Origin of the sequence: Micropruina sp. (genome assembly GCF_047602085.1) — a bacterium.
Lineage (GTDB): Bacteria > Actinomycetota > Actinomycetes > Propionibacteriales > Propionibacteriaceae > Micropruina.
Genome location: NZ_JASGID010000002.1, coordinates 528,243 through 543,489, shown reverse-complemented (window position 1 = coordinate 543,489; position 15,247 = coordinate 528,243). Strand labels below are relative to the sequence as shown.

Below are 15,247 nucleotides of genomic sequence, written 5' to 3'. Positions count from 1 at the left end.
GCCCGGCCCGCCGCCGGCCATCGGCCAGTAGGCTGAGAGCCGATGTCAGAATCGCTTCGCATCGCCTTCGTGTCGATGCACACCTCCCCCGCCGACCTGCCCGGTTCGGGCGACGCCGGCGGCATGAACGTGGTCGAGTACCACCAGGCGTTCGCGTTGGCCGAGTTGGGGCACAGCGTCGACCTGATCACCCGGCGCAGCGACCCCGGCCAGCCTGACGTGGTGCAGCTCTCGAACGCCGTCCGGCTGCTGCACGTGCCAGGGGGTCCGCCGGCAAAGCTGGCGAAGAGCCTGATCGACGCGCACATCGAGCAGTTCTCGGCCGGCCTGGCCACCCTGCGGCCCTATCACGTGCTGCATGCGCATCATTGGATGTCGGGCGTGGCGGCACTGCCCGTGGCCCGGTCGTGGGGTGTGCCGCAGGTGCAGAGCTTTCACTCGGTGGCGGCCCTGCCCGGCTCGGCGTTGTCTGAGGGCGAGCCTCCCGAATCGCCGGCCCGGGTGCCGGGCGAGCGCCTGGTAGCCACCCAGTCCGACCTGGTGATCGCAATCAGTGCGGCCGAGGCCCGCACGGTGGTGGAGCGCTGCGGCGCCGAACCCGACCGGGTCGTGATCGTTCCGCCCGGGGTGGATCGCACGGTCTTTCACGCCTCGCCAGCGTTGGTCGAGCCGGTTGGCACCAACCCGCTCGTCGAGCCTGCCGCGGGTCCCCAGGCTGCGGCCACGGCAACCTCGATCACCCAGGGTCACGGCAACGGCTACCTGCTGTACGCGGCCCGGCTGCAGCCGCTGAAGGGGCCCGACCTGGCGATCCGGGCACTCGCCGACGTGCCGGCCCAACTGCGCCCCGACCTGCTGATCGCCGGCGACGTGTCGGCGGACTTCGCGGCCTACGAAGCCGAATTGCACGCCCTGGTGGCCGCACACGACCTCGGCGACCGGGTCCGGTTCATCGGTCCACAGCCCCGGGAGCAGCTTGCCGCCCTGATGCGCGGCGCGCGCATCGTGCTGGTGCCGTCGCATTCTGAGACGTTCGGCCTGATCGCGCTGGAGGCCGAGTCGTGCGGAACGCCGGTGATCGCGTCCGCGGCCGGCGGACTGCGCGAGGCGGTGGTGCACGGCGAGACCGGCCAGTTGATGGATTCGCGGCAGCCCGAAGACTGGGGCACCGCGATCACCCGACTGCTGGCCAAGCCGCGGTTGCTCGACCGGATGGGGGTCGTGGCGCAGATTCACGCCCGCCGGTTCGACTGGGGCTGGACGGCGCGGCTGCTCGAGTCGCACTATCGCGAGCTGCTGTGACGTTCGAAGCGACGGACCTTTTCCAGGGCGTGACGCGGGTGGTGTTCGCGCATGCCCATCCCGACGACGAGACGCTGGCGACGGGCGCACTGATTCAGCACCTGACCCAGACCGGGGTTACGGTCGCCGTGGTGACCGCAACCCGCGGGGAGCGTGGTGAGGTGGTGCCCGGATCGGGCGCTCCCCCGGCCGGCAGCCCCCAGTTGGACGCCCATCGCGAGGGCGAGTTGGCGGCGGCGCTGCGGGTGCTCGGTGCGGAGGGGCCATTCTTCTTGGGCGAGCCGCCGGCCCGGGCGTCCGGCCGGCCGCCCCGGCGCTACGCCGACTCGGGGATGCGCTGGGTGACCCCCACGGTCGCCGGGCCGGGCGAGGATGCCGGCCCGGACGCGTTCACCTCGGCCCCGACCGTGGAGGCTGCTGCCGACCTGGCGGCATTCCTGGTCACCTGGAGCGCCGAGCTGGTGGTCAGCTATCAGGCGGACGGCGGCTACGGGCACCCCGATCACGTCCGCATGCATCACGTGGCACGGCAGGCGTCGGAGCGCACCGGAACCCCCTTTGCCGAAGTGATCTCGATCCCTCGCGACGGCACCCCGCCCGACTCAGCAGGCGTCACCTGGTACGACCGCACCGATCGGCTGGACGACCTGCTGCCCGCCCTGCACGCGCACGCCTCCCAGTTCACCGTGGACGGCCGCGACGCCGTCCACTCCGGCGGGCAACGGGAACCCCTGCAGCTCCGCATCGGAGTGCGGCCGCGCTGACCTGGGCCGGAATCGAATGGGCCGAGACGAACCGTCGCCTCGATTCACGGCGTCGCCGGGTTTCCACCGGGCGTGAAACCGAACCCCGGCCGCCTCCCCTCGCGGCGCGGCCTGCCACAATGACGCGGTGTTGAAAACGTCCGATCGATCGCTGCCCCCGCAATGGCTACTGCTGACCATTCTCGCGGGACTGGGCATGGTGGGGCCGTTCTCGATCGACACGATGTTCCCGGCATTCACCGAGATGGCGGTCGACCTCGACACCACCCCGCTGGCCCTGCAGCAGTTGATCAGCGTGTACCTGCTCTCGTTCGCTGTGATGAGCCTGTTTCACGGCCCGCTGTCAGACGCGGTGGGCCGCAAGCCGGTGATCCTGGTGGGCAGCGCCCTGTTCGTGCTGTCGTCCCTGGCCTGCGCCCTGGCACCCAGCCTGCCGCTGCTGCTGGTCGGACGCGCCGCCCAGGGCGTCAGCGCCGGGGCCGGCCAGATCATCAGCCGGGCGATGGTGCGCGACGTTTTCGCCGACGCCCGAGCCCAGCAGGTGATGAGCCAGATCGCGATGATATTCGGGCTCGCCCCCGCCCTGGCTCCGATCATGGGCGGCTGGCTGCTCGCCCACGGCGACTGGCGGCTGATCTTCTGGTTTCTCACCGCACTGGGCGTGGTGCTGTTGCTGCTGGTCTGGCTACTGCTGCCCGAGACGCACCCCGAAGATCGCCGCACGCCGCTGCAGGTCGGCCCGCTGTTCGCCTCCCTCTGGGCGGTGTGGCGCGACCCCAACGGGCGCCGGCTGGCCCTCACCGGCATGGTGAACTTCGGCGGCATGTTCGTCTACATCAGTGCCGCGCCCTACCTGGTGGTCACCTTGCTGGGCATGGGCGAGCAGGACTTCTGGGTGCTTTTCGTGCCGCTGATCTCGGGCATGGTGATCGGTTCCTGGTTCTCAGGACGGCTGGCCGGGCGGATGAACCCCCGTCGGATGACCACCCTCGGGTACTGGATCAGCCTGGCCGGTGGGGCCACCAACCTGGCCCTGATGCTGCTGCCCGCGGCGCAGCGGCTGCCCTGGGCAGTGCTGCTGCTGCCGGTGATCACCTTCGGCGTGGCGCTCGCCTTCCCGGTGCTCACCCTCGCGATGCTCGACCTGTTCCCGGCCAGCCGAGGCGCGGCCGGCCTCGGTTCAGAGCTTCGTGTCGCTGGTAGCCAACGCGCTGATCGCCGGGGCGCTGACCCCCGCTGTGGCGTTCTCACTGCCGTCGCTGGCGGCTGCCTCGTTGTGCCTCACGCTGATCGGGTACCTGCTGTGGCGGCGTCACCTGACGATGACGGAGCGGCGGCCGGACGGCTCGTGAACACCGGCGTCGCCGCGCTCCGCGGTCAAGCCGGCGCAGGCCTCGCTCAGCCAGCCTCTTCGAGCGTCTGATTGTTGATTCTCCAGCAGCGATCCGCAAGCAGCTTCATGTCTTCTGAGTTGTGACTTGTGAAGATGATCGTGCGGCCCTCGTCACGAAACTCGAGAAGCAGGCTGCGAACCCGCTCGATACTTGTGGCGTCGAGACCGTTGAACGGCTCATCAAGGATCAGCACCTGCTGCTCTTCCATGAATGCCTGGGCCAGCGCCAACTTCTGCTTCATGCCAAGCGAATAGTTCTTCACCTTCTGGGGCAGCCGAGGGTCCAGGCCGACGCGGAGCATCGCAGCCACCACGGCCTCGTCGGAGATCTTGCGCCGGATCCTTGCCAGCGAGCGGAGGTTTTCCACTCCTGTGCTGGTCGGCAGATATCCCGGCCGATCGATGATCACACCGAAGGACTCAGGAAAGTCCTTGCTACTGCTGAGATACTTCTCATCGATATGAACCGTACCGGAATCCGGGTCGACAAATTTGCACATCATCTTGAACAGAACGGACTTTCCCGACCCATTGTGGCCTTGAATTCCATAGATGCGGCCTTCATCAAAGGCGACATTGACGTTATTAAGAACGGTGGTTCCTCGGAACGATTTCGAGACACCCGTCAGGGTAATGAGCGCCATGGCTAGAGATTTCTTTCGCGAAGACGGGAGGAGTGAGCAAGGATGACGAACGTGAGTGCAGCCAGGAACAAGTCAGCCGCGGCGAGTTGTACCGTGATCTGCAGGACGGTGGGCCATCCGTAGTCGGCGTAGCCAATACCGTTGAGCATCAGCGGTAGCCACCCACTGGGGTTGAGTGGGGGTATCCCGAGGCCCATGATGAGTCCCGCGGCCACCAACGGCGCCGACTCGCGTCCGGTGATCCAACGGGCCAGAAACAACACCAACAAATAGAAAGCGGCTTGCAACGCCCCATTGACCAGATATTGATAACACTGGAGCGCCAATACCGGCGCCGGAACATCGTAGCTTCGATTGCCCACACCAGCAGCCACACTCAGCACAATAAGCACGATCACACCGGTCATGAATCCCATGGATATCAGTTGCCAACGGCCGAACCTGGTCGCCCACCAAGTCAGCGTCGAGCGGTGCCGAATCAATTCCGAATAGACCCCCTCTTGCAGTACATCATTGAGGCGGGCCGCATACAACCAGGCGGGCGCGAGGGACAAGAGTGCGAATGCGGCATATCGCCACAGCTGAGTCTGGCCGTATGCGCCTGCGAACAGGGTCTCGAAGACCACGCCGGCAACGGTCTGGGAAACGGAGGCCGACACGGCGAGCAGGACGACACAGCCCGATCCCACCACGAGGACGAGGACCCTTGCCGGCGGCAGCCTCAAGCGTTCGGCTGGTCGCACCAACACCTGCTGCGCCAGCACAGCCGCCGGCATCCACACCACCGCGACGAGCCCTGCCGCTACTGAGCCGTAGTCGGCGGCTGCCAGGTGGAGCAGCAAGCCGTCCGACAGATTGGCGATCGGCATACCCGTGGGTGTGCGAAACGTGATCAGGGTCCACAACCACAGCAGTGCCGCCAGCGCATATTGCCAAACACCCGCGGTCAGGTGAAGCCTCGCCACGGCGAGCACGGTGGCATACCCAGCCAGGCCAACTGCGAGAAAAATGCCCTGTCCGACGACGACCAGCGGCGGCGAAATACCGAGTTCGGCAATCGGGTGGATGGTCAGATCGGCGAGGCTCTGGTCGAGCGTCAATGAGCTCCATTCGAGGCTCCACCCCAAGGGAAAAGATGTGGCCACCCCCGCCGCGATCAACACCGCGACGAAGCCGAGCGCATCGACCAGCGCACGCACGTACCCCCTCAGCATCCAGTTCTGTCGACTGCCGAACCGGAGCATCACCTGGGGTTCGACACCGGCATGATTCACGGCGGCACTACGCAGCAGCCAGAGCGGGAGGACGAACGAGCACAGCAGATACGGATCACTGAGGACGCCGACAACCTGGTCCCACGCGTTCATCGCCAATCGTGAGTTGTGGGCCAATCCGCTTTGCGTCAGGCGGATCCACAGCGCGTAGAGCACGGCCACCAACGCCAGCAACAGGTGCCACATGCTGATCTGCGGCATCCCTAGGCCCCTTGGCGTGCCGGTGTCCGCAGTCGCGGGCGGCTTCACTGCCACGATTCCCATGACGTCGCCCTTCTGTGCACGACCGTGACGAGAACGGCGGCCAATGCAGCAAGAACGGCCAGCGGGATCATCGGCAGGCTCATGCTGGTCTGGCTCAGGTTGAACGGGAAGAACGCATTGGGCGACACCGGTGCCAGATTGAGAACGGCCATCACGAACAGCACAGCCACATGCACGATCCATGGAGTCGCCGTCGCGAGGAATCGGTTGGTCATCATGAATAGGCAAGACACAGTGATGACGGAGTACAGCGCACCCGTGGCACCGGTGAACAGCGAGTAGCCGAGGCCGAAAGCCACATCGCCGTACGCGAGCAACTGCGAGAACGTGAACGCCTGCAAGTCTGCTGCCTGGATCTGGGCCGCCGTGGTCAGCCCAGACAGTTCGGGACGCAGAGCCACGATGCCGAGTGACGGTTCAATGGCGAACGCCCAAACAAAAACCAAAAGGGGGACGACAAAACCAACCACGAAGCCCACCAGGGCAGCAGTACCGAATCGGTGACGGATCCCTGTGCCGATCGGTTCCCGGGTCCGCGTGTAGAGAAGGTACCGATGACTGATCTCGCCGGATACGACCGTGGCGTAGGGTAGCGAAACGATCAGTGGAAGAAGAAGGTTGATTGGCGAGAAGCCCATAACGAACCTGAACACATCGGCCGGGCTGCTCAGCGCATACCGGTCCGCCAGCAGCATTGCGCCCACGATGGGCGCGACGCCCGCAAACAGGGTCACCACGCCAACCGCGGTCCCGATGTAGGCTGACTGTCGGGCGAGGGTGGTACTCAATTTGTACATTCCTTCCCATCTCGGTGTGGATCCGCGGCATTCCGGGTCGCGGATCCACACCAGAGACACCGAACTAGCGTCAGTAGGCGCGGAATTGCCCACTGACCTGGACATTGACGAGCGTGTTCCAGTCGTTGGTGAAATGCAGCCTCGCCTTGGCACCCTTGCTGATGCTGTTGTTGAGGTACTTCGTCTGGTTGTCGTCGATACGGACCGCGGTGCCATCGGCTTGAGTGTCAGTGCGCTGAAGTGCCACCATCAGGGTGTAGCCGCCTCCGACGGTCCCTGACTTGATCGTCCCCTGAGCGCCGGTGGAGGTCTTCGTCTGGCTGCCGCTGTAGCCTTGCCCCATCATGGCCCCGACGGTCGTGTCATAGTTGCTGTAGGGTGGTCGATGCCCATGCTGCGGCACCAACTTCACCTGCGATGATGGCTCCCATCGCGACTGCGCCGCTGAGCCGAAGCGCTGTGTTCCGCTTCATTGTTGAACCTTTCGTCGTGCCAGGCTCGGCCAGTTCCGGCCCGGCTGAGACGACCGTAGCCATGCGGTTGGGACCGGCAACAGTAACGAAAGTTAAGAGCGCCGGAGAATCACGGGCCCATCGCAGGCAAAGTGTCAAGATCCACAATCCGCAGCTGAAGCGATCTCACCAATATCTGCGTGCGCGAACGGACGCCCAGTTTGTCTGCAATGCGATTGAGATACTGCTTAACGGAACCTTCAGACAAGTACATCTCGTCGGCGATCTGCTGGTTGCTCAGCCCTTGGGCGAGCCACATCAATAGCTCAGCCTCACGCTGAGTCACGATTCCAGACGATGCCTGGGTGTGAGCATCCTCACGGCGAACCGAGTCCACGAGTGCAAGCCGGACGCCAGGCGACATCGGCATCTCACCGGCGAGAGCGTCATGCAAGCCGCGGACCAGCCCCTCAGCTCCGCAGTCCTTCAACAGATAACCAGAGGCTCCAGCCCGCAGCGCTGCGACTATGTGGTCACGGGTAGCCAACGTTGTCAACGCCACGACCCGCGCATTCGGATCCGTCTCGCAAATCGCACGCGTTGCATCCACGCCCGACATCAGCGGCATTTTGAGGTCCATCAGGACCACGTCCGGGCGCAGCTTAGCAACAACGGCAACCCCCGCCTGACCGTCTGCGGCCTCCCCGATCAGACTGAACCCGGGGCGTCGAGCGAAGAACGCCCGATACGCGTCGCGCACCTCAACCTCATCGTCGACGACGACAACGGTCACCAAGCTGGGCACGATCCACGATCGTGGCCTGGATGCGGCTACACGGTGGCTCGCGCTCAGTTCCCCTTCTCTCTCACGTTCGACAATCGCGCCGACAGACGCCTCGCTCCGTGTTCGAAGTGGCCGGAAGTTAATGGCTCGACACTGGCCACACCGACAGGCTTCGTGTGCAGGTTCTTCACACCCGAAAGGCACCAAAATGAACCAACTCATCGCCGTCGCCGTAGTCAGTCTCATCGCGACCGCCCCAGCGGCCCTAGCGGCCCCAACAAGCAGGGATGCCTCCAACCGCTCCGCGAAGGTTGCGACCACGTCCGCAGGGCCCTGGTGTAAGGTCTTGCCGATTCTCTGCCAATGAGTACCAAATTGTTGATGCTGAACCAGCCATGACCGCGCCCGTGACGACCACCTCGCTTAAGAGGCGTCGACGGTCAATGAGGCTCGGCTTTGCCAAGGGCGGTTTGAGTCGCACCGCCCAACTTGCGATCAGCGTGCTGGCAGTGGTCAGCCTGATAGACGTCCCCAGCGAGGCCGGGCTTTTCGACGGCGGCCCGGCCGACTGGTGGAAGGTAGTGGCACTGGCAACCGGCTATCTCGCGGTTGGCCTCGCCCCCTGGCGCCCATGGTGGGCGGTCGGTGTGAGTGCGATTCCACTCATCATTCCGCTGGTCCACAGCGGTGGAGTGAAACCGTTCGCCCTGGTTCCCTGCCTGATCGCTGTTGCAGCCACGGCGTCCCGAGGCCAGCTATGGGCGCTGACGACTGCCTACTCCGCGTGGGCTGTCGCTTTGGCGCTGGTCACAGGCAACGACGTTTGGGGCTGGGGCTACGGAGTGGCCATCTTCCTGAGCGTGATTGTCGGTCTGGCCATCCGCTACTTCGTGGTCGAGCGCGCAGCCGCGCGGCGCACTGTCGCCGAACTGCAGGAGCGAGTCCACCGGGTCAGAGCCGATGAACGCGACCGCCTGGCACGGGAACTCCACGACGTGGTCGCCCACGAGCTTTCGGTGATCTCCCTGCAGGTGATGGCCCATGGTGACTCTGATGATGCCAGCCAGTTGCGTGCCGCGATGGCCCGGGTGGACAAGGCCAGCAAAGCCGCGCTAACCGAATTGCGCGCCCTCGTCGGTGTGCTGCGGGATCTGAACGCGAGTCACCCCTCAAGCCTGCTCGACGATGTCGGCTTCTTGTCCGTCAACCGCACCGCGGAGCGCATGATGGCTGACCTCAAAGCCCACGGATTCGCGCCCCTACTCGACCTCGATCCGCGCTCGGCCGACCTCAATCCGACTGAACAGACGACAGTGGCCCGCGTAATCCAGGAGGGCACCACCAACATTCTGCGCCACGCGCGACCGGGGTCTCCGTGTACTTTCTCGATCCAGTGCACCGCCGATCAGGTCAGAATCCGGGTCACGAGCTGCTTGGCGAGTAGCCGCGATACTCCCCTCTCCTGGCAGTCCAGCGGCTGGGGGTTGCACGGACTCCGGGAGCGTGTGGAACTCACTGGTGGCTACTTCGAAGCAGGCCCAGCCGATGATTCCTGGATCCTGACCGTCAACCTCCATCGGGAAAGTTGACCAAACGGCCGCCGACGCGCCGGTCCGTTCCTCCCAGCCGCACCATGGCAGCGCAGGACGACCAGATCCTGCGTGGCCCGCGTCATCGCCACATAGCGATCCACGGCACCGATGATGCCGGGTTCGAAGGCGTCGGAATCCACCAGCAGCACCAGGTCGAATTCCAGGCCCTTGGCGCCTTCGGCGCTCAACGAACGCACCCGGTCCGTTCCTGAATATGAGGGGTCACCGATGACGCAGGCGATGCCGTCCTGGTGTGCGGAAAGCCAGTCAGCGAGAATCTCCTCCCGCTCAGCAAGCGAAGCGTGCCGCACCGGACGCCCGGTACTGCGAATAGACATCGGCACCGTGACATCGGGCAATGCGGCCAGAATCACCGGTTCGGCCTCGGCCATCACCTCTTCGGGCGTCCGGTAGTTCACGGTCAGCGTCGACACCCGGACGTCGGCGAAGCCGACCCGCTCGAGCCGGTCGGCCCACGACTCGGTGAACCCGTACCGGGCCTGCGCCCTGTCCCCCACCACGGTGAAACTGCGGGACGGGCAGCGGCGCAGCAGCAGTTGCCATTCGGCGTCGGTCAGTTCCTGGGCCTCGTCGACGATGACATGCGCGAACGGCCCGGCCAGCGGATCGGCCTCGGCCGACGACAGCGCATCGTCGTGCACCAGCGAATCCCGGATGCTCGCCCGGTTGAGCAGCTTCAAACCCGACTCGGGGTCGTCGTCGGCGGCCAGGATGTCCTCGACCACGTCGTCCATGTAGGAACGATCCGCCGCCTCTTCGGCGCGCCGGCGGCGGTTGCGTTCCGGCGCCTCGGGATCGCCCAGCCGTTGCCGCATGGCGTCCAGCAGCGGCAGGTCGGCCACGGTCCACGGCGACCCCTCGGGACGCTTCAATGCCCGCACGTCGTCCGGGCTCAACCAGGGCGCACAGCGCCGTAGATAGGCCGGCACCGCCCACAGATCGGCGATCAGGTCGGTCGGTTCCAGCACCGGCCAAGCCCGCCGGAACTCCCTGCTCAGAACCCCATTGCCCTCCAGTGAACGACGGACGTCGTCGGTGGTCACCTCGTCATCGGTCGCCGCCGCGTCGAAGGCGTCGAGCAGGATCTCCAGCAACGCCTCCCAGACCTGCTCCTGCGCCTCGTTGTGCGGCGTCCCGGCATCGACCGACTCGAAGGCCTCCGCCCAGTCGGCGGCCCGGATGCGCAGATCGGCCCACGGCGTCTCGACCACCAGCGTCTTCGTCGGCGGCTCCTCATAAAGTGCGACGGCGGGCTCAACGGCTTCAGCCATCCGCGCCGACGACTTGAGCCGAGCCACCCCGGGGTCGGACTCGTCCACCGCGGCGGCACCTTCGGGCAGCAGGTCGCGCAACGTGCAGGTCTGGACGCCCTCCTCGCCCAGCCCGGGCAGGATGTCGGCGACATAGGCCAGGTACGCCTGATGCGGACCGATGAACAGCAACCCGCCGCGAGCACCGCCCAGCCGCGGATCGGCATAAGCCAGGTAGGCGGCACGATGCAGCGCGACCACCGTCTTGCCGGTGCCGGGTCCGCCGTCGACCACCAGCGCACCGGACGAGCCGGCCCGGATCACGGCGTCCTGATCGGCCTGCAGGGTGCCGAGCACGTCGCGCATCCGCGCCGTCCGCGATGCGCCGAGGCTGGCCAGGAAGGCCGACTGGTCGTCGAGTGCGGCACTCGGCGCGGCGGCGTCGGCGACGAAAGACTCGTCCCAGTAGTCGATGACGCGGCCGTCCATCCAGCGGTAGCGGCGGCGTTCGGCCAGGCCCAGCGGGTGAGCTCGGGTGGCGGCGAAGAACGGTTCCGCGGCCGGAGTGCGCCAATCGACCAGCAGTTGCCGTCCGATGTGATCGGTCAGGCCGACCCGTCCGATGTAGACCGGGTCGCTGCCGTCGGTGAAGGTCATCCGGCCCAGGCATGCCTCCCAGGCGAAGCGGCGCAACAGCCGCAGTCGGGCGCTGAGCCGGTGGATCTCCAGGTCGCGGTCGAGCGCCTGACGGCCGCGGCGTCCGGGCGCCAGCCGGAGTTCGTCGAGCCGGGCGGAGACCTCGGCGACCTGCTCGGCGATGCAATCAGCGATGCTGGCCAGATGCCGTTCGTCGGCGTCGATCAGGCGTGGATCGGCCTTGGCGGCGAGGCGTTCGGGAAGCTGAAAAGCAGTGGTAACCGGGGACATGACGGACGATTCTTCCCCCGGGTGGGGGTCTTGCAGCAAGCCCCCCGATGGGTTATAGCTTGGAATTGCAGGGAGAGCGGAAACCGGCGGGTGTAGCGTCCGCGGCTATGGCACCTGCCTATACCCACGGGCACGCCGAGAGCGTGCTGCGTTCCCACCGCACCCGCACCGCCGCAAACTCGGCGGCCTATTTGCTGGGCGAGTTGCGCCCCGGTCAAGCCCTGCTCGACATCGGCAGCGGACCCGGCACCATCACCGCCGACCTGGCCCGGCTGGTCGCGCCTGGGCGGGTGACCGCCCTGGAGACCTCGGACGAGATCGTGGCCCTGACCCGCACCGGCATCACGGGCGCCGGCGTCGAGAACGTCGATTATCTGGTCGGCGACGTGCACGCCCTCGACCTGCCGGACGACTCCTTCGACGTGGTGCACGCCCACCAGGTGTTGCAGCATCTGCCCGACCCGGTGCAGGCGCTGCGCGAAATGGTGCGGGTCTGCCGTCCGGGCGGCGTGGTGGCGGTACGCGACGCCGACTACGAGGCCTTCACCTGGTACCCGACGTCGCCGTGGCTCGATCGGTGGCTGGCCCTGTACCGCGACCTGGCCAGGCGCAACGATGGCGAGCCGGACGCCGGGCGCCGCCTGCTGAGCTGGGCATTGGCGGCCGGCGCCGACCCGGCGCGGGTGACGGCGACCGCCTCGGTGTGGTGCTACGCCGACGACGAGTCGCGCACCGCCTGGGGGCTGGGCTGGGCCGATCGCATCGTGCACTCGGCGGTCGCCTCGCAATCGCTGGCGGCAGGATTGGCCACACCGACCGTCCTCAACGAGATCGCCAACGCCTGGCGCACCTGGGCGGCCACACCGGACGGCTGGTTCACCCTGCTGCACGGGGAGTTGCTGATCCGGGTGTAACGCGAGCAAACAACGGTGGATCGGGTGCTGAGGGTGGTGCCCGATCCAGCGCACTGCGTGCGCCCGGACTCGACCACCGAGGCCACCAATGGGAGGGTTGGCCCATGCAGGACATCCGTCTGACCACCGTCACGCTGGGCGCACTCGATCCGGTGTCGCTGGCCCGGTTCTACGCGCGGCTGCTCAACTGGGAGCTGGGCCCGAGCGGCGACGGCACCTGGGTGGCCGTGCGCAACCCCGAGGGCGGCATCGGCATCGCCTGCCAACTGGAAAAGCAGCACGCCCGACCGGTATGGCCCGGCAAGGCCGGCGACCAGCAAATGCAGGTTCATCTCGAGATTCAGGTGCCCGACCTGCAGGCCGGGCTGCGGCACGCCCTGCAGTGCGGGGCGCGGATGGCACCCACCCAGCCACAAGCCGACGTCCGGGTCTGCATCGACCCCGCCGGGCACCCGTTCTGCCTATGGGTCGAGAGCTGAATCGACGGGTCAGGCAGTGACGTCGGCGACCGGTGCGCCGGTGAGCCGGATCAAGTCGTCCGGGGCGAGCTGAAACACCGCGTGCGGGTGGCCCGCGGCGGCCCAGATCACGTCGAAGCGGAACAGTTCGGTGTCGATCAACTCGACGCCGGGGTTGGCGTGCGCGACCGGCGAGACGCCACCGATCGAGAACCCGGTCGCCTGCTTGACGAACGCGGCGTCGGCGCGGGCCAGCTCGCCCACCTTCATCGCCACCTTGCCTTCGTCGACGCGGCGGTCGCCGGAGGTCATCACCAGCACGGCCGCGTCGTCCACCCGGCGTCGAAAGATGATGCTCTTGACGATCTGCCCCAGTTCGACGCCCAGGGCGTCCGCCGCCTCCTGAGCGGTGCGGGCGGTCTCGGCCAGCATCACCGGTTCATGCCGGTGACCGAGTTCGACCAGCCGTGCCCGCACGCGCCGGGCACCCTCGGGAAGCGCTGAGGTCACCATGTGCCCATCCTGCCCGACGAGGCGTCGTCCGGCGGCAGGTCTCGGCAGCTCACTGACCAGTGACGCCCACGAGGCCGCGAAATTACATCCGATTCGGGGGACGGCTGAGCCTCCCGAGGCGCAGGAAGCGCCGAATCGGACGTAATCTCGCGGCCTCTACCGCCGACTGCCGGCCAGACTCAGAACACCGGCAGCATCCACGACAACACCGGCGTGGACTGCAGGCCGACCACCAGGCACATGACGACCAGCATGCCGAGGCTCCACCACAGCACCTTGCGCAGAATATCTGACTCGCGCCCGAGCAGGCCGACCGCGGTGGCGGCGATGGTCAGGTTCTGCGGGCTGATCATCTTGCCCACCACGCCGCCGGAGGTGTTCGCGGCGACCAGCAGGGTCGGGTCGATGCCGGCCTGGTTGGCGGCGGTTTGCTGCAGGGTCGAGAACAGCGCGTTGGCCGAAGTGTCGGAACCGGTGACGGCGGTGCCGATCCAGCCCAGAACAGGCGAGAAGAAGGCGAACGCCGCGCCGGTGCCGGCGATCCAGGTGCCGATCGTGATGGTCTGGCCTGACAGGTTCATCACATAGGCCAAGGCGAGCACCGACGCGACAGTGAGAATCGAGTAGCGCAGCTTGACCAGCGTCGAAGCCACCTCTTTGAGCACTTCGCCGGCCGACACCCGGTACACGATCGCCACGATGATCATCGAGATCAGCAACGAGGTGCCCGGCGATGACAGCCACTGGAAGCTGTAGATCGTCGAGGCGCTCGCTGTGCCGTCGGCTTTCAGAATGTGCCCGTCCAGGCCTGGCCACTTGATCTTGATGTCGGTGGAGGCCAGCCACGCGCTGACCGACGGAATCAACTTGGTCACCGAGAACACGGCGATCACCAGCAGGTAGGGGAACAGCGCCATGAAGATGCGGCCACCGGTCAGAGCCGAGCCGTCAACCTTCTCGTCGTGCAGCTTCGGCAGCGCGGCGCGCTCCTTGTCGGTCATCGACGCCGAATTCGGCGTCACGATCGGCATGCAGTGAGGCGAGCGCTTCCGCACCACCCTCGGGCTTCCAGAACCGCATGAAGATGACCGCGGCGGCCAGGCCGACAAGCGAGGCGATGATGTCGGTCAGTTCGACCGACAGCCAGGTCGCCGACACCCACTGGGCCACCGCGAAGGCCACGCCGGTGACCAGCGCGACCGGCCAGAGCTGCTTGAAGCCACGCTTGCCGTCGGCCAGGAACACCAAGATGAGCGGTACCAAGAAGGCCAGCAGGGGGGTCTGGTGCCCGACGTAGGCACCGATGTGCTGATAAGGAATCTTGGTCAGGTTGCCTGCGGTGATGATCGGGATTCCGATCGCGCCGAAGGCCACCGGAGCAGTGTTGGCCACCAACACCACCACGGCGGCGCGCAGTGCCGAGAACCCGATCGCCATCAGCATCACGCCGGTGATCGCCACCGGCGCGCCGAAGCCCGCGAGCGCCTCGAGCAGGCCGCCGAAGCAGAATGCGATCAGCATGGCCTGCACCCGGGGGTCGTCACTGACCAGGGCGAATACCGCCCGCAGGTCTTCGAAACGGCCGCTGACCACGGTGATCTGGTAGAGCGCGATGGCCGTGAACACGATCCACATGATCGGGAACATGCCGAACACGGCACCCTGGGTGGCCGACAGCACGGCCAGCAGCACCGGCATCTGCCAGGCGATGACGGCCACCAGGATCGCCACGGCCACCGCGGTCAGGCCGGCCCAGTGGGCCTTCCAGCGCAGCCAGCCGAGGGTGACGAAGATGGTGATTAGAGGTAACAGCGCGACGATCGCCGAGAGCCACAGCGGCCCCAGCGGCGAGATCTGCGGAGTGAAGGTCATCGGGTTCTCCAAGTGGTGAGCAGGGA

General features: G+C 66.5%; 13 protein-coding genes and 1 pseudogene. 6 read left to right on the top strand and 8 right to left on the bottom strand.

Annotated features, from left to right (window positions below):
* Positions 1 to 42 precede the first annotated feature (42 nt).
* The 3 genes from QM721_RS03260 (at position 43) to QM721_RS03250 (ending at position 3,489) form a co-directional block, all read left to right on the top strand.
* Complete coding sequence (locus QM721_RS03260; RefSeq protein WP_415118938.1) at positions 43 to 1,302, top strand: glycosyltransferase; 1,260 nt, start codon at positions 43 to 45, stop codon at positions 1,300 to 1,302.
* Positions 1,299 to 2,066: a PIG-L family deacetylase gene (locus tag QM721_RS03255; protein ID WP_415118936.1), complete on the top strand. Its 768-nt coding sequence runs from the start codon at positions 1,299 to 1,301 to the stop codon at positions 2,064 to 2,066. Before QM721_RS03260 ends, QM721_RS03255 begins: the two co-directional genes overlap by 4 nt.
* Before the next feature lie 127 nt (positions 2,067 to 2,193).
* A complete protein-coding gene (locus tag QM721_RS03250) occupies positions 2,194 to 3,489 on the top strand; it encodes a multidrug effflux MFS transporter (RefSeq protein WP_415118934.1) in 1,296 nt (431 codons plus the stop codon).
* Here the strand turns inward: QM721_RS03250 and QM721_RS03245 are convergent.
* The 5 genes from QM721_RS03245 to QM721_RS03225 all read right to left on the bottom strand — a co-directional run bounded on the left by QM721_RS03245 (position 3,465) and on the right by QM721_RS03225 (position 7,683).
* Positions 3,465 to 4,103 carry an ABC transporter ATP-binding protein gene (locus QM721_RS03245; protein WP_415118932.1) on the bottom strand — a complete coding sequence of 213 codons (639 nt, stop codon included), beginning with the start codon at positions 4,101 to 4,103 and terminating at the stop codon, positions 3,465 to 3,467. The genes QM721_RS03250 and QM721_RS03245 overlap by 25 nt on opposite strands.
* A gap of 2 nt (positions 4,104 to 4,105) precedes the next feature.
* A complete protein-coding gene (locus QM721_RS03240) occupies positions 4,106 to 5,578 on the bottom strand; it encodes a hypothetical protein (RefSeq protein ID WP_415118930.1) in 1,473 nt (490 codons plus the stop codon).
* A 44-nt stretch (positions 5,579 to 5,622) separates the two neighbouring features.
* Complete coding sequence (locus tag QM721_RS03235) at positions 5,623 to 6,438, bottom strand: hypothetical protein (RefSeq protein WP_415118928.1); 816 nt, start codon at positions 6,436 to 6,438, stop codon at positions 5,623 to 5,625.
* 70 nt (positions 6,439 to 6,508) lie between these two features.
* A complete protein-coding gene (locus QM721_RS03230; protein WP_415118926.1) occupies positions 6,509 to 6,850 on the bottom strand; it encodes a hypothetical protein in 342 nt (113 codons plus the stop codon).
* Between the two features lie 170 nt (positions 6,851 to 7,020).
* Complete coding sequence (locus QM721_RS03225) at positions 7,021 to 7,683, bottom strand: response regulator (protein WP_415118924.1); 663 nt, start codon at positions 7,681 to 7,683, stop codon at positions 7,021 to 7,023.
* Positions 7,684 to 8,069: 386 nt separating this feature from the next.
* On the opposite strand from QM721_RS03225, the gene QM721_RS03220 reads away from it, so the two are divergent.
* Complete coding sequence (locus tag QM721_RS03220; RefSeq protein WP_415118922.1) at positions 8,070 to 9,263, top strand: sensor histidine kinase; 1,194 nt, start codon at positions 8,070 to 8,072, stop codon at positions 9,261 to 9,263.
* On the opposite strand, the gene helR is transcribed toward QM721_RS03220, so the two are convergent.
* Entirely contained in the window at positions 9,197 to 11,464 is a 2,268-nt protein-coding gene (gene helR, locus QM721_RS03215; protein ID WP_415118920.1) for an RNA polymerase recycling motor ATPase HelR, read from the bottom strand. The genes QM721_RS03220 and helR overlap by 67 nt on opposite strands.
* Before the next feature lie 107 nt (positions 11,465 to 11,571).
* Here helR and QM721_RS03210 point away from each other — a divergent pair, with 107 nt between their 5' ends.
* Positions 11,572 to 12,378 (top strand): methyltransferase domain-containing protein, encoded by an 807-nt coding sequence (locus QM721_RS03210; protein ID WP_415118918.1) that lies wholly within the window; start codon positions 11,572 to 11,574, stop codon positions 12,376 to 12,378.
* 104 nt (positions 12,379 to 12,482) lie between these two features.
* Positions 12,483 to 12,857 (top strand): VOC family protein, encoded by a 375-nt coding sequence (locus QM721_RS03205; RefSeq protein WP_415118916.1) that lies wholly within the window; start codon positions 12,483 to 12,485, stop codon positions 12,855 to 12,857.
* A 9-nt stretch (positions 12,858 to 12,866) separates the two neighbouring features.
* Here QM721_RS03205 and QM721_RS03200 read toward each other — a convergent pair whose 3' ends face one another.
* Complete coding sequence (locus QM721_RS03200; protein ID WP_415118914.1) at positions 12,867 to 13,349, bottom strand: YbaK/EbsC family protein; 483 nt, start codon at positions 13,347 to 13,349, stop codon at positions 12,867 to 12,869.
* Positions 13,350 to 13,528: 179 nt separating this feature from the next.
* Positions 13,529 to 15,221, bottom strand: a pseudogene (locus QM721_RS03195) (L-lactate permease).
* Positions 15,222 to 15,247 lie beyond the last annotated feature (26 nt).

Excerpts from the sequence above, each read along its gene's own strand:
- helR (WP_415118920.1), bottom strand. The coding sequence starts at position 11,464 with ATGTCCCCGGTTACCACTGCTTTTCAGCTTCCCGAACGCCTCGCCGCC.
- QM721_RS03220 (WP_415118922.1), top strand. The coding sequence starts at position 8,070 with ATGACCGCGCCCGTGACGACCACCTCGCTTAAGAGGCGTCGACGGTCA.
- QM721_RS03245 (WP_415118932.1), bottom strand. The coding sequence starts at position 4,103 with ATGGCGCTCATTACCCTGACGGGTGTCTCGAAATCGTTCCGAGGAACC.
- QM721_RS03205 (WP_415118916.1), top strand. The coding sequence starts at position 12,483 with ATGCAGGACATCCGTCTGACCACCGTCACGCTGGGCGCACTCGATCCG.
- QM721_RS03200 (WP_415118914.1), bottom strand. The coding sequence starts at position 13,349 with ATGGTGACCTCAGCGCTTCCCGAGGGTGCCCGGCGCGTGCGGGCACGG.
- QM721_RS03240 (WP_415118930.1), bottom strand. The coding sequence starts at position 5,578 with ATGCCGCAGATCAGCATGTGGCACCTGTTGCTGGCGTTGGTGGCCGTG.
- QM721_RS03260 (WP_415118938.1), top strand. The coding sequence starts at position 43 with ATGTCAGAATCGCTTCGCATCGCCTTCGTGTCGATGCACACCTCCCCC.
- QM721_RS03235 (WP_415118928.1), bottom strand. The coding sequence starts at position 6,438 with ATGTACAAATTGAGTACCACCCTCGCCCGACAGTCAGCCTACATCGGG.
- QM721_RS03210 (WP_415118918.1), top strand. The coding sequence starts at position 11,572 with ATGGCACCTGCCTATACCCACGGGCACGCCGAGAGCGTGCTGCGTTCC.